The organism is Pseudomonas sp. DCB_BI (genome assembly GCF_026240995.1).
Classification (GTDB): Bacteria; Pseudomonadota; Gammaproteobacteria; order Pseudomonadales; family Pseudomonadaceae; genus Aquipseudomonas.
Genome location: NZ_JAPFCG010000006.1, coordinates 104,430 through 116,617 on the forward strand (window position 1 = coordinate 104,430; position 12,188 = coordinate 116,617).

A 12,188-nucleotide genomic window follows, 5' to 3' on the forward strand; every position below is an offset into this window, starting at 1 on the left:
GGGGGCGCCTGAGGCCGTCGGGGTTCATTTGGGCAGGATGTCGAAACGCATCGCTGGGCCGAGCCCGTCTACCATCAGGCAGCCGTAGAACTTCACGGTAGACAGCACGCGCAATTCCTTCAGCGCGTCATGAAGGTAATCGTGCACCAGCTTTTCAGCTTCCCGTTTGCGCTCAGTGGGTGTGGTGCTTTTGAGCGTGATCATGCCCAGCAGGGTGGTTTCAATGTGCTCGACGGTGTCCAGCCCGAGCTTTTCGCGCAGGTGCAGACGCGCCAGCGCCGCATCGGTTTCATCGCGGGCAGGGTTATTTGGCTTGATGGTGTAGGCCAGCTGGAAATCAAATTTGCTCATGGGGGGTTCCCTGTTGGGTAAAGGCTTCCGTGCCGGGTCTTGCAATTTACCGGCTGGTGCGCGCTGCGCAAACAGACGCGTGGTTCAAGCAACGGGCTGCTGTGTGGGAAAAGTCTTACGCTGCGCTTGACCTCGACTTAACTTCAGGTCCGAAACTGCGCCGCTCTTCCCATCGAGCGAGGGCTTGTCATGACCCAACCACGCGCATTCCAGCTAACCAACCCCGCAGGCCTTTACGACCCCCGTGGCAACGCCTATTCCCACGTCGCGGAGGTGCGCGCCGGCAGCCGTCTGCTGTACATCGCCGGCCAGGGAGGGGAGGACAGCAACGGCCAGTTGTCGCCGTTGTTCAGCGAACAGGCCCGCCAGGCATTGGCAAACCTTGAGCTGGCGCTGGCGTCGAGAGGCGCCGGCTTGGCTCAGGTGGTCAAGCTGACCCTGCTGATTGTCGATCACGCCGAACCGCGCCTGCGCGAATGGGTGGCCGAAGCCGACAGGGCCTGGGGTCCGCACCTGAAGCCGACCTGTACACTGATCCCGGTACCCCGGTTGGCGCTGGACGGCATGCTGGTGGAAATCGAGGCCGTAGCCGCAACGTAATGAAGCGGGCGCACCCTGTGCCAGCCGCCATAGTGGATGGTTCCTTGTGTATCGGTGCCTGTCCTGACTACATTGCCGCTACAAGAACAAATTCCACTCAAAGGTGACGCCACCATGAGCACCGGCACCACCACGCTTACCGACCGCAGGGCCTGGTTCTGGCCTGCAATGTTCAGCCTGGTGGCGTTTGCCGCCAACTCGGTGTTCTGCCGGCTGGCCCTGAAAGACGGGGCAATCGACCCTGCATCCTTCACCATGGTGCGTCTGGCCAGCGGTGCCTTGTGCCTGTTGCTGCTGATACGCGTGCGCAGGCCGGCGCAGCGCATGGGTGGAAGTTGGCGAGGTGGCCTGGCACTGTTCCTCTATGCCTTCCTGTTTGCTGCGGCCTACTTGCACCTCGGGGCCGGGGCGGGCGCCCTGCTGCTGTTCGGCGCTGTGCAGATCACCATGTTCGGTTTTGCCTGGTACAAAGGCGAACGCATCACTGTGCGTATGCTGGTGGGCATGCTGATCGCTTTCGTTGGCCTGCTGGTATTGCTGTTGCCCGGTACATCGGCGCCACCTGTTGCCAGCGCCTTGCTGATGGCGCTGTCTGGTGTGGCCTGGGGCGTGTATTCGCTGCTGGGCAAAGGCTCGCCCAGGCCGTTGGCCGACACGGCCGGCAATTTTGCCCGCAGCCTGCCTTGTCTCGTGCTGTTGGCGCCGGTGCTGTTGCTGGGTGCTGGTGGTCCCCACCTCACACCGATCGGCGTGTTGTATGGCTTGGGCTCAGGGGTACTGGCGTCGGGTGCCGGTTACGCCGTGTGGTATGGGGTGGTCAGGCAGGTCAGTGCGCAACAGGCGGCGACGCTGCAGCTGAGTGTGCCGGTGATTGCGGCACTGGGCGGGGTTGCCCTGATCGGTGAGACGCTTTCGTTACGCTTGTTGATCGCCTGTGCAGTGGTGTTGGGCGGCATCGCCCTGGCGCTGGTGCCGCGCCGTTAAAAAAAGGCGCGCTGGGCCTTGAGCGTGACGACGCTGTCGCAATAGGTATTGATGCCCGAATAGGCATCACAGCTGGCGCCACTCAGGCTGGAGTTGCTGTAGATCAGGTTCAGGTCGATCCCCAGCCAAGGCCGCGACAGCTCCAGCGACCAGTCTGAAAAGGCATCCACCTGGCCGCCATCACCAATGGTAAACGGTGTGCCCAGGCGGTGGTGTGCCAGCTTGACGGTGAGATCGACGTCGAACAGCGGCAGTTGGCCAAAGTCGGCGAACAGCGTGCCAGTGCGGTTGTCGGGGTTGTTGCGCAGCGCGCCACCGAAACGACTGCCCAGTACCGAGACGCCGCCGTAAAGGGCGTAGCTGTCGGGGCCGGCGATGTTTGGCTGGCTGTAATGGATCAACCCGACCTCATAGCCCAAGGTGCTGTCGAAGTGATGCTTGTAGCCCACGTAACTGTCCAGGCGCAGGGTGGAGTTCGGGGTTACGCCCATGCTCGGGGCGTACTGGCCCAGGTACCAGCCACTGGCGTGGCCGAGGTCGAGGCCACCGTGGAAGGCGCCGACGGCACTGGGTGAGATCAGCCCCTGGGCCATGCTGCGCGAGGGGGTGGTGCCAAGGGTGAAGTCGAAATCCCCCAATTCGCGTGTCATCTGCTGGGCCGGCAGCATGGGGCTGAACAGCAAGGCAGCGCTCAGCAACAGAAGGGGCCTGAACATGGTCTCCATCCTGGAAGGCTTGCGGTTGAGCGGTAAGGATACCTGCGCAGACGGCAGGAGGGAACCTGGATCAGCCCGTTCAGCCTTTGGTCGAACGGTCGGCATCGGCGGCTTCGGTCACCACCGGCAGGTTGCCGGCACGCTGGATCACCCGCCGTTGCTGTTCATAGTCCTCCAGCGACAAGCCACGGCGCTGCAAGGCTTCCAGTTGCAGTTGACGGGTTTCGTCGGCGCTGTACGGGCGCAGTTCGGGGTGGCTGGCACAACCGGCCAGTACAGCAATGCTGGCAGCGGCCAGGGCAGTGCGGAGGAAGTGGGCCTTGGTGTTCATCGAGCAGCTCCGGAATGCAGGGGATTCGCCAGGTTCGAATCGATGGAGCTAGGTTATTGAGCCTGCGCGATGAGTAGAAATTGCCTTGTTCGATAGTCACTATTGACGCGAGCATCAGTGCTAAAAGTTGGCGTCCTTGCATCTGGCCAAAAGCATCGCCATTGCTACCCTTAACCCACGCGATCTGACCTCCTGGGGATAAGCGATGCGCATGCCATTGTTTGCTTTGCTGTCGGCACTGATGTGCCTGAACGCGGCGCCCGGCCTGGTGCTGGCGCAAGACGTACCAGCCCCCGACCCCGCTCCGCAGACCGAGACGGTCGTGGCCAAGACCCCGGTGTTCACGCAAGAGCAGCTGGACCAGATGCTGGCGCCGGTTGCGTTGTACCCCGATCCGCTGCTGGCCCAGGTATTGATGGCGGCCACTTACCCGGGGCAGGTGAGCGAAGCTGTGACCTGGTCCAAGGCCAACCCCAAGGCGTCGGGCGATGATGCGGTGAAACAGGTGGCGAAGCAGCCGTGGGACCCGAGCGTGCAAGCGCTGGTAGCCTTCCCGCAGCTGCTGGCGACCCTGGGCCAGGACCCGGTGTGGGTGCAGCGCCTGGGTGATGCGTTTCTCGCGCAGCCCGACGATGTCATGGGCGCGGTGCAGCGTTTGCGTCACCAGGCACAGGCGGCCGGCAACCTGCAAAGCAACCAGTACCAGAACGTGACCGTGCAAGCCGTACCGGCGCCACAGGCTGCCAGCAGCCCCCCATCCACCATCATCATTCAGCCGGCCGACCCGCAAGTGGTGTACGTGCCCAGCTACAACCCGACCACCACCTATGGTACCTGGGCCTACCCGGCTTCACCGCCTGTGTACTACCCGCCGCCGCCGATGTACTACCCTGGTTCCGCGCTGGTGGCCGGCCTGGCCTTCGGTACCGGCGTCGCGATCGTCGCCTCGTTGTGGGGCGACTGCGACTGGGGCAACAATGACATCGATATCGACGTCAACCGTTACAACAATATCAACGCCAACAACCGCATCACCAACAACCAGAACAAATGGCAGCACAATGCCGCCAACCGTGAAGGCGTGCCTTACCGCGATGCCCGCAGCCGCCAGCTGTATGGCCGCCAACTGGACGGCGCCACCCAACGCACTGCCTTCCGGGGCGACGACGCGCAGCGGGCGCAAGCTCGGGACAAGGCCCGGGCCTCGATGGACCGCGCGGGTATCGAACGCCCGGCCACCGACAACCGCCAGGCACGCCAGCAAATGCGCGAAGCGAAGGTGGGCAATTCGGCGGGCAACCGCATGCAATCCGGTGGCGACAATGCCAGAGCAACCGACCGTCGCCAGGAAACACGCAATGCCCAAGGCCGGCAGGTGGCACAGAACCGGCCGGCCAACAGCGCCGGCCGGGCGCGGAACAATGCCTTTGACGGCGTGCGCTCGCCGGCGCGCACCAGTATGCAGGCCAACCGCGGTCACACCAGCCAGTCGTTTGCCCAGCGGCCCAGTGCATCCCGTGCTGCCGGCCACCAGATCTCCCGACCCAGTGCGCCAGTGCGTCGTGGCGGAGGAGGTCGTCGATGAAACGTCAAGTATTTGCAGCAATGCTGCTTGCGACCGGCTTGGCATGGGCCTCCCTGGCGGCTGCCCAGGAGGCATTCCCGACGCCGGAGAAGGCCGTGGAGTCTTTCATTGCGGCGCTGGGTACGGAAAAGGCCGATGAAGCCCGCCTGGCCCAGTTGCTGGGTGATGACTGGCGCACCTACATACCGCGTGGTGGTGTGCAGCGCAGCGACGTGGACACCTTTCTGGAGCAGTATCGCGCGCAGCACAGTATCGACATGGCGGGCGAGGGCAAGGGCATCCTGGCGGTGGGCAGTGATCACTGGACTTTGCCCATACCGTTGACCAGAAGCAGCCAGGGCTGGCGCTTCGACCTCAAGGCCGGCAGCACCGAAATCCGCGCCCGGCGCATCGGCCGCAACGAACTGGCTGCCATGCAGGCGTTGTTGGCTTACCACGACGCGCAGATGGACTATGCCAGCCAGGACCGCAACGGCAACGGTGCGCTGGAGTACGCGCAGAAAATTTTCAGCGAGCCCGGCAAGCATGACGGGCTGTATTGGGATGACGACGGCGATGGCCAGGTCAGCCCGCTGGGGCCGCTGTTTGGCCAGGATGTGGTGGGTGATGACTGGTATGGCTACCACTTCCGCATCTTGGACGCACAAGGCCCGTCCGCCCCCGGTGGCGCCTACAGCTACCTGATCGGCAACCAAATGAGCCGTGGCTTCGCCATGGTCGCCTGGCCGGCCAGCTACGACGACACCGGGGTGATGAGCTTCATGATCAGCCATGACGGCCAGGTGTTCGAAAAAGACCTCGGGCCGCACGGCGACAGGCTGGCCAAGGCGATGAAGCGCTTCGACCCGGATGACAGCTGGAAGGTGGTGGATGTGGCAGCGGGGGATTGAGCCCGCAAATCACTGCAACCCCGCAGCCTTGTCGCTGCTGATGGCGATGGCGATAGGTTCTGATGGGAAGGCGAGAAATATGTCCTGCTCGGAAGTCTGATCGCTGTGAATCGCCGCTGGTTTGCCAGACACCTTCAAGCCTCATCATGAGCCTTGAAGGTGTCCGGCAAACCAGCGGCGATTTACTTGCTCACAGTCGATTATCTCTAGTCGCTGCTCAAGAGTTTCAGTCGATTGAGGACGCTGTTAAGTCGTTCATCGGCTTCTATGTCCCCATCAATCAGCATCTCGGTAGCGGGTGAGCCTTGCTCGACGCGCTGCAGCCAATAAAGTACCGCCATCTTCATGAACCAATGCGGTGTCCGGTCAAGGGTGGCTGCTGCCTGCTTGATCCTTGCCTTGGTTGAATGATCCAGCTTGATACCTGATGTCGATGAGCTCATGCGCGCCTCCTTTCGATGACGGGTTCAGGGTACTGCTGCCACGACGTGGCGTGAGCTGCGTTGCACCTTACGGTGATAGGCAATCAGCAAGCCGATGTACCAGATTGGCATCACATACAGGGCGGTGCGGGTGTCCGTTTCAAGCGCCAGCACGCACAGGACAAACACCAGGAACACCAGAGACATACCCGCCGTGAACCGGCCGCCGGGGAGCTTGAAGGTCGAGCGTGAGTGGGCTGGGTGGTTATTTCGTCGATAAGCGAAATACGACAGCAGGATCAACGACCAGGTCACGATGACCATGACGGCTGAGATCGTCGAGACCAACGTGAAAATTGCCATCACATCGGGGATCACGAACAGTAGAGTCAGTGCGATGACCATGCAAACCCCTGAGAACATCAGTGCGCGTGTGGGTGTGCCAGAGCCTGACAAACGCCCGAAGGCTTGGGGTGCCTGCTTGTTATGAGACAAGCCGAAGAGCATCCGCGACCCGGAATAGATGCCACTGTTGGCAGAGGATGCGGCAGACGTCATGACCACGAAGTTGATCATGCCTGCAGCAGCAGGCAGGCCGCCAAGCAGGAAAAGCTCAACGAAGGGGCTACGATTTGCCGGCACGTTTGCCCAGGAGATCACGCTGATAATGCAAGCGAGGGCGGTGACGTAGAACAGCAGAATCCGCACTGGAATGGTGTTGATGGCTTTGGGCAGTGTTTTTTCTGGGTTGTGGGCTTCCGCCGCCGCAGTGCCAATCAGCTCGGTGCCGACAAACGAAAAGATTGCAATCTGGAACCCGGCGAGAAACCCGAGGATGCCATGCGGCATCATCACGCCGGGCGCTACCAGATTGCTGAAGGACGCGGTGACTCCGCCCGCGGAGGTGTAAGACGTGGCCACCATCACAAGACCGGTGACGACGAGCGCGACGATGGCGATGATCTTGATCAGGCCGAACCAGAATTCCACCTCACCGAACGCTTTCACGGCCAGCATGTTGAGCGCCAAGAGCAGGAACATGGTACCGAAAGCAGGAATCCACGTGGGTAGGTTCGGGTACCAGTACTGCAGAAACCCAGCGACCACTACAACATCACCGACGGCCACGACCACCCAACTTAGCCAGTAAGACCAGGCGAGGATGAAGCCGGCCCTGGGTCCCAGATAATGGTGGACGAGCTCAGCGAATGAGCCCATTTCAAGGTCGGCGAGCAACATTTCTCCCATCGCCCGCATGATGCAGAAAACGAAGAAGCCGATGATTGCGTAGACCAGGATAATCGACGAGCCCGACAGCGCAATCATCTTCCCTGAACCCATGAACAGGCCAGTACCAATGGCGCCGCTAATGGCAATCAGTTGAATGTGACGATTCTCCAGGCGTCGTTTAAGTGTTCGTTCTTCATCGTGGGATGTCGCTTGCGAGTTGCACGTTTGATGCATGAATAACCTCTTATTCTTTTTTTAAGAAAACCGCTACCAGTCTCGTTGCAGGAGAGGGTGCATGGGGGCATCGATAGCCGCCGCATTGTGGGAGGCCGATAGTTCCTGACTAAACTGTCAGATAAATGAAGTTCCTGATAGGCCTGCGCGTTCGCTACGTGTCACGGCTACCGGGCTCTGGAAAATTGGAAGTGCCCATTTTGCCAGCCACAGTTGTCAACCGGAACACTACAAACTGCCAGCGCCCCGTCTGACTTTGAGCAATTTGTATAGGCGAGTCTGCAGTGTGCCAGGTCGCCTGAGCGGCGTATCGAAGAGCCATTACATCTTGAAGGAAGACAGCAAGATGCTGGTTTCAGTGTTGTCGATGTGCTTGATGGAACGGATGGTGTTGAGCGCCTTATCGAAGGCCTCCAGCGTTTCGGCATGCAGCTCCGCCATCAGGTCCCACCTGCCGTTGGTGGTGTGGATGGCAACCACATTGGGGTGCCCGCGTAGTGCATGCTTGACCTCGGCGGCGTGGTGGCCGCTGATGCCGATGCTGGTGATCGCCCTGACGCCGCGCACCATGGCATCGGTTTGCAAGCGCACGGTATACCCGAGAATGACGCCACTCTCTTCAAGCTTGTTCAGCCGGTTCTGAACAGTGGCCCGAGCGACCTTTAGTTTCTTGGCCAATGTCATGACCGGGGTGCGCGCATTGCTTCGTAATAGTGCGATGAGTTCTTGATCGATGTTGTCCATGATGATGCACACTGCCCACATTGCTATTTCTGGTGAGCAAAGTGTCTAGATTCCTGCGGAATTTGGCAACCTGTAAGCTTCATTTTGTATCGAAGGTGCATCAGAATTTCTTCGTCGGCCACATTCATACTTGGCGCTCCCCGCTCAATGCCGAGCAGAGAGTGCACTCATTAGGTGTATAACAATGACGCATTTCATCGATGTACCCACCATGTCTGACCTGGTGCAGGATATTGGCGTAGTTGAATTTCTAGGTGAGCTTTCGAAAGTTATTCACGACGATTTCAAACGCTGGCCGGAGTTCGACAAATCGGCACGCGTGGCCAGCCACTCTGCAGTAGGGGTGATCGAATTGATGCCAGTGGCCGATGCCAGTCGGTATGCGTTCAAGTATGTAAACGGCCATCCATCCAACACATTCAAAGATCTGCATACCGTGATGGCGTTCGGGGTGCTGGCCGATGTCGATACCGGCTATCCAGTGTTGCTTTCCGAACTGACCATTGCAACGGCCCTGCGCACTGCTGCGACCTCCCTGATGGCCGCCAAAGCGCTTGCGCGACCGAACTGCAAGAGAATGGCCCTGATCGGAAATGGGGCGCAGAGCGAATTTCAGGCACTGGCATTCCACAAACATCTGGGGATCCAAGAAATTGCTGCCTTCGACACCGACCCTCAGGCGACAGCCAAGCTGATCAGGAATCTGCAGGAATACCCAGAACTCAAGATCACGCGTGCCCGCAGCGTGGCAGAAGCTGTACATGGTGCAGACATCGTTACGACCGTTACCGCCGATAAGGCCTACGCGACCATCATCACGCCCGATATGCTCGAACCCGGCATGCATCTGAACGCGGTGGGTGGTGACTGCCCAGGCAAAACAGAGTTGCACGCTGATGTCCTGCGCCAGGCCAGGGTTTTTGTCGAGTACGAGCCTCAGACCCGTATTGAAGGTGACATCCAGCAGCTTGAGGCTGATTCACCTGTTGTTGACCTGTGGCGGGTACTGACAGGCGAGGAAGAGGGGCGTCAGAGCGATGACCAGGTCACTGTATTCGATTCTGTCGGCTTCGCCCTCGAGGATTATTCGGTACTGCGCTACGTGCTCCAGCAGGCCCAGCAGCGTGGGGCTGGTACAAAAATTGACCTGGTCCCGTGGGTGGAGGACGACCCGAAGGATCTGTTCAGCCACACCCGTGGCCGCGCCGCAAAAAAACGCATCCGACGCGTTGCATAACCCCCACGATCAGCTCATTACCTTTGGTATTTCTTGATGGCATTCCCAACGCGTTCAATCCAGGCACCTGCGGCTGTGGTGATGATCAGGCCCCATGCGTTTACCCCCAATCCTGAAACCGCTGCTGACAACTCATTCCAGCGTTCGAGTGCTGAGCTCGCTGCACATACCCTTGCCGAAATTGCCCATGGAGAGGTCACCCAGGCGGCCAGTCGGCTGGAAGCCGAGGGAGTTCGGGTGCATCTTTTCGATGATTTGGGCGAGAGAAACACGCCGGACTCGGTGTTCCCGAACAATTGGTTTTCCACGCACCCTGGTGGGCACATCGCAATCTACTCCATGTATTCGCCCAACCGACGGCGTGAGCGACGCACCGATGTTATCGAGATGCTCAAGCAGGAGTATCGGGTCCAGGATGTAATCGACTACTCGGGCCTCGAACAGGATGAACTGTTCCTTGAGGGCACCGGCGCCATGGTGTTCGACCACATGTCCAGGGTGGCCTACACAGCACGCTCCAATCGCGCCGACCCGATAGCCCTCGAACGGTTCAGCACACACTTCAACTTCGAGCCCATGGTGTTCGACACTGCTGACGAGCAGGGGGCACCGATCTACCATACGAATGTTCTTATGTGCGTGGCGACGGAGTTTGCGCTGGTAGGGTTTGGTACTTTCACCAACAAAGTGAGAGCTGAGCAGGTGCGTATGCGTTTGATGGAGTCAGGTCGCGATGTTATCGACCTGACCAATCAGCAGATCGCGGAATTTGCCGGTAATGCGATCGAGCTGTCTGGTCGAGACGGTCGTATCCTTGCGCTTTCCCGCCGAGCGTTCAACAGCCTGACCGATATTCAGCGTCAACGCATCGAACGTTCGGCCCGACTGGTACCGCTTGACGTGCCCACGATTGAAATGGCGGGTGGTTCTGTTCGCTGCATGATCGCCGGCATCCACCTGTCCCCTCGCTAATTGCGATTGCGCAGCAGCATCCATGCACTTTCCGCTTTGCCAGGCTGGAAAGTGCATGTCGATGACAGTGCGCTCAGCGCGCAACACTTCCGTGTGTTGTTGGGCATAGTCGACTTGCGATTGATGTTGCGCGAAGGCTGCACGGGCTCGTGTCCAGGTAGCTCTTGACTGGTCGAAGTCTTACTGACCTTCGCACTCGCGGCTGCGCTACTAAGCCTTGGATGAAGGGCATACGAGATGCTTCATATCTCGCGAACACGCTACCCATCGGCTCATCGGGCTGGTTTTTTTCGAGCAGCCGGGCCAAACATTACAGCCTCTTGCCAGAGTCCTGGCCAAACGCGCGGCACGGGATCGAGCAAGTTATTCTTGAGTGCTTGGCTGGCTTCAAGACGATGAATGTCTCGCGGGCTCACTGTGACTGGGGGCACTTAGCCGCCGAACGACTCCATGAGCACCTGTACCAACTCTCCGCCTTCAGGCGTTGCCCAGCTGCCAGCCAGTTCGGCAATCAACTGGTTGGTGGTGGTCAGCGTTACACCTGCCTTGTCCATCCGACGGAGCGCTATGTCATCGGCCATCGCGGTTGGCGACGCGCCTGCGTCGGCGACAACCTGTACCTCAAAGCCGTCACGGACCAGCGACAGTGCCGGGTAGACGGTGCAGACATCATTGGTTACGCCGGCAATGATGAGCTTCTTGCGACCAGTTGCTTTGACGGCTGCGGCAAAATGTTCGTCGTCCATTGCGTTGACGATGCCCAAGCGCTTGATGCGCTCCGCGAACTCGACCGGGAGGATTTCTTGCAGTTCACTCAGCAACGGCCCTTGCGCATGCTCCTCCATGCTGGAGGTGAGCACGACTGGCAGCTTGAGAATGCGCGCCGCCTTGGCGAGCATCAGCGCATTGCGTTTGAGCTCATCGAAGGGCATGGATTTGGCCCACCCCATGGTGCCAACCTGATGATCGATCAGCAGCAGGGCAGCGTTGTCAGCATTGAAATTTTCGTAAGTCATGATGATCTTCTCGCTTAGTTGGGAATGGTTGTTGGCTTATCGGGTTTGCAGGCTGCCGAACAGCCCGCGTTGATAGCGCTGCACGGCTTCGCCCAGTGCAGCTGGTGACGCCAGCGCCATTGGGCCTTGCCAGTGAACGGGCTGATTCAGCGGTGTCCCTGAAAAAACCACTGCCTTTGCGGCGCCGTTTTTTGCTTGCAGCATGACAACCCGCTTTGGCCCTTGGGGCAGATTCACGGGGGCCTTTGGATCAAGCAGACTGAACGGCTGGCCATCCACGCTCACCTCCCCATCAATCGGCACGACGAACGCTACATGCCCGACCGGGATTGGAATTTCTACCTCACCGCCCGCTTCCAGCAGGATGTCCAGCAACCGGACATCGGTGGGCAACGAGAGGGGGGAGGCGATCTCGCCGAAGGCCCCGAGGGGCACACGAATCTTCACCCCCGGCAGGCGTACAACGGGTACATCGCGTGCTTCCAGGCTGAAGGCATGAGGAGCCTGCGCCTGTTTGTCCTCGGGCAGATTGATGAAGATTTGCAGCATGTGCACGGTCTTGCCGGGCTCCGCTGGTACTTCTTCATGTACCACGCCGCTACCCGCCGCCGTCCAGTGCAGGCCACCGGGATGAATCACATTGCGATTGCCCAGTGAGTCCCGGTTATCGATCCCCGTTTCTGAATCCAGAAACAGGTATGACACTGCGGAGAAACCCGCATGCGGATGCGGTGGGAAGGTCGGTCCGCTGATCCAGGCATGATCCACGCCCAGAAACGGATCAATTGGTTTCGCAAACTGATCGCCACGAAGGCTGAACGCTCGGAACTGGCTTCCGTGATTCATACGCTGCAGGCGTGCGGTGGGTAGCATGGT

Annotated in this window: 14 protein-coding genes; 6 read left to right on the forward strand and 8 right to left on the reverse strand. The window is 59.8% G+C overall.

The annotated features are described in order from the left end of the window. Positions 1-24: 24 nt before the first annotated feature. Positions 25-351: a hypothetical protein gene (locus tag OO258_RS08555; RefSeq protein ID WP_266029746.1), complete on the reverse strand. Its 327-nt coding sequence runs from the start codon at positions 349-351 to the stop codon at positions 25-27. 189 nt (positions 352-540) lie between these two features. Between OO258_RS08555 and OO258_RS08560 the strand changes: the two genes are divergently transcribed. Together OO258_RS08560 and OO258_RS08565 are read left to right on the forward strand one after the other, a co-directional pair. Further along, on the forward strand, positions 541-951 hold the full coding sequence (locus OO258_RS08560) for a RidA family protein (protein ID WP_266029747.1): 411 nt from the start codon (positions 541-543) through the stop codon (positions 949-951). A gap of 114 nt (positions 952-1,065) precedes the next feature. Beyond that, the gene (locus tag OO258_RS08565) at positions 1,066-1,935 is read left to right on the forward strand and encodes a DMT family transporter (RefSeq protein WP_266029748.1); all 870 of its coding nucleotides are present in this window, start codon (positions 1,066-1,068) and stop codon (positions 1,933-1,935) included. On the opposite strand, the gene OO258_RS08570 is transcribed toward OO258_RS08565, so the two are convergent. Both OO258_RS08570 and OO258_RS08575 read right to left on the reverse strand, forming a co-directional pair. Beyond that, positions 1,932-2,651, reverse strand: a complete 720-nt coding sequence (locus OO258_RS08570; RefSeq protein ID WP_266029749.1) for a TorF family putative porin — start codon at positions 2,649-2,651, stop codon at positions 1,932-1,934. The genes OO258_RS08565 and OO258_RS08570 overlap by 4 nt on opposite strands. A 79-nt stretch (positions 2,652-2,730) precedes the next feature. Further along, positions 2,731-2,982 carry a hypothetical protein gene (locus OO258_RS08575; protein ID WP_266029750.1) on the reverse strand — a complete coding sequence of 84 codons (252 nt, stop codon included), beginning with the start codon at positions 2,980-2,982 and terminating at the stop codon, positions 2,731-2,733. Positions 2,983-3,187: 205 nt separating this feature from the next. Here OO258_RS08575 and OO258_RS08580 point away from each other — a divergent pair, with 205 nt between their 5' ends. Then, complete coding sequence (locus tag OO258_RS08580; protein WP_266029751.1) at positions 3,188-4,567, forward strand: DUF3300 domain-containing protein; 1,380 nt, start codon at positions 3,188-3,190, stop codon at positions 4,565-4,567. Then, positions 4,564-5,457, forward strand: a complete 894-nt coding sequence (locus OO258_RS08585; RefSeq protein ID WP_266029752.1) for a DUF2950 domain-containing protein — start codon at positions 4,564-4,566, stop codon at positions 5,455-5,457. Before OO258_RS08580 ends, OO258_RS08585 begins: the two co-directional genes overlap by 4 nt. 206 nt (positions 5,458-5,663) lie before the next feature. Here the strand turns inward: OO258_RS08585 and OO258_RS08590 are convergent, their stop codons facing one another. From OO258_RS08590 to OO258_RS08600, 3 genes are all read right to left on the reverse strand, one after another. Further along, positions 5,664-5,900: a transcriptional regulator gene (locus OO258_RS08590; RefSeq protein WP_266029753.1), complete on the reverse strand. Its 237-nt coding sequence runs from the start codon at positions 5,898-5,900 to the stop codon at positions 5,664-5,666. A 24-nt stretch (positions 5,901-5,924) separates the two neighbouring features. After that, on the reverse strand, positions 5,925-7,343 hold the full coding sequence (locus OO258_RS08595) for an amino acid permease (RefSeq protein WP_266029754.1): 1,419 nt from the start codon (positions 7,341-7,343) through the stop codon (positions 5,925-5,927). Positions 7,344-7,664: 321 nt separating this feature from the next. Further along, positions 7,665-8,087 (reverse strand): Lrp/AsnC family transcriptional regulator, encoded by a 423-nt coding sequence (locus OO258_RS08600; protein ID WP_266029755.1) that lies wholly within the window; start codon positions 8,085-8,087, stop codon positions 7,665-7,667. Positions 8,088-8,271: 184 nt separating this feature from the next. Here OO258_RS08600 and OO258_RS08605 point away from each other — a divergent pair, with 184 nt between their 5' ends. Both OO258_RS08605 and ctlX read left to right on the forward strand, forming a co-directional pair. Beyond that, positions 8,272-9,324 (forward strand): ornithine cyclodeaminase, encoded by a 1,053-nt coding sequence (locus OO258_RS08605; protein WP_266029756.1) that lies wholly within the window; start codon positions 8,272-8,274, stop codon positions 9,322-9,324. 36 nt (positions 9,325-9,360) lie between these two features. Then, a complete protein-coding gene (gene ctlX / locus OO258_RS08610; RefSeq protein WP_266029758.1) occupies positions 9,361-10,296 on the forward strand; it encodes a citrulline utilization hydrolase CtlX in 936 nt (311 codons plus the stop codon). A gap of 431 nt (positions 10,297-10,727) precedes the next feature. On the opposite strand, the gene OO258_RS08615 is transcribed toward ctlX, so the two are convergent. Continuing rightward, on the reverse strand, positions 10,728-11,312 hold the full coding sequence (locus OO258_RS08615) for an isochorismatase family protein (RefSeq protein WP_266029760.1): 585 nt from the start codon (positions 11,310-11,312) through the stop codon (positions 10,728-10,730). Positions 11,313-11,348: 36 nt separating this feature from the next. After that, on the reverse strand, positions 11,349-12,185 hold the full coding sequence (locus tag OO258_RS08620; RefSeq protein ID WP_266029762.1) for a pirin family protein: 837 nt from the start codon (positions 12,183-12,185) through the stop codon (positions 11,349-11,351). Positions 12,186-12,188 lie beyond the last annotated feature (3 nt).

Coding starts and splice junctions, on each gene's coding strand:
- OO258_RS08555 (WP_266029746.1), bottom strand. CDS start 351: ATGAGCAAATTTGATTTCCAGCTGGCCTACACCATCAAGCCAAATAAC.
- OO258_RS08570 (WP_266029749.1), bottom strand. CDS start 2,651: ATGTTCAGGCCCCTTCTGTTGCTGAGCGCTGCCTTGCTGTTCAGCCCC.
- OO258_RS08600 (WP_266029755.1), bottom strand. CDS start 8,087: ATGGACAACATCGATCAAGAACTCATCGCACTATTACGAAGCAATGCG.
- OO258_RS08565 (WP_266029748.1), top strand. CDS start 1,066: ATGAGCACCGGCACCACCACGCTTACCGACCGCAGGGCCTGGTTCTGG.
- OO258_RS08585 (WP_266029752.1), top strand. CDS start 4,564: ATGAAACGTCAAGTATTTGCAGCAATGCTGCTTGCGACCGGCTTGGCA.
- OO258_RS08590 (WP_266029753.1), bottom strand. CDS start 5,900: ATGAGCTCATCGACATCAGGTATCAAGCTGGATCATTCAACCAAGGCA.
- OO258_RS08595 (WP_266029754.1), bottom strand. CDS start 7,343: ATGCATCAAACGTGCAACTCGCAAGCGACATCCCACGATGAAGAACGA.
- OO258_RS08575 (WP_266029750.1), bottom strand. CDS start 2,982: ATGAACACCAAGGCCCACTTCCTCCGCACTGCCCTGGCCGCTGCCAGC.
- OO258_RS08605 (WP_266029756.1), top strand. CDS start 8,272: ATGACGCATTTCATCGATGTACCCACCATGTCTGACCTGGTGCAGGAT.
- OO258_RS08615 (WP_266029760.1), bottom strand. CDS start 11,312: ATGACTTACGAAAATTTCAATGCTGACAACGCTGCCCTGCTGCTGATC.
- OO258_RS08580 (WP_266029751.1), top strand. CDS start 3,188: ATGCGCATGCCATTGTTTGCTTTGCTGTCGGCACTGATGTGCCTGAAC.
- OO258_RS08620 (WP_266029762.1), bottom strand. CDS start 12,185: ATGCTACCCACCGCACGCCTGCAGCGTATGAATCACGGAAGCCAGTTC.
- ctlX (WP_266029758.1), top strand. CDS start 9,361: ATGGCATTCCCAACGCGTTCAATCCAGGCACCTGCGGCTGTGGTGATG.
- OO258_RS08560 (WP_266029747.1), top strand. CDS start 541: ATGACCCAACCACGCGCATTCCAGCTAACCAACCCCGCAGGCCTTTAC.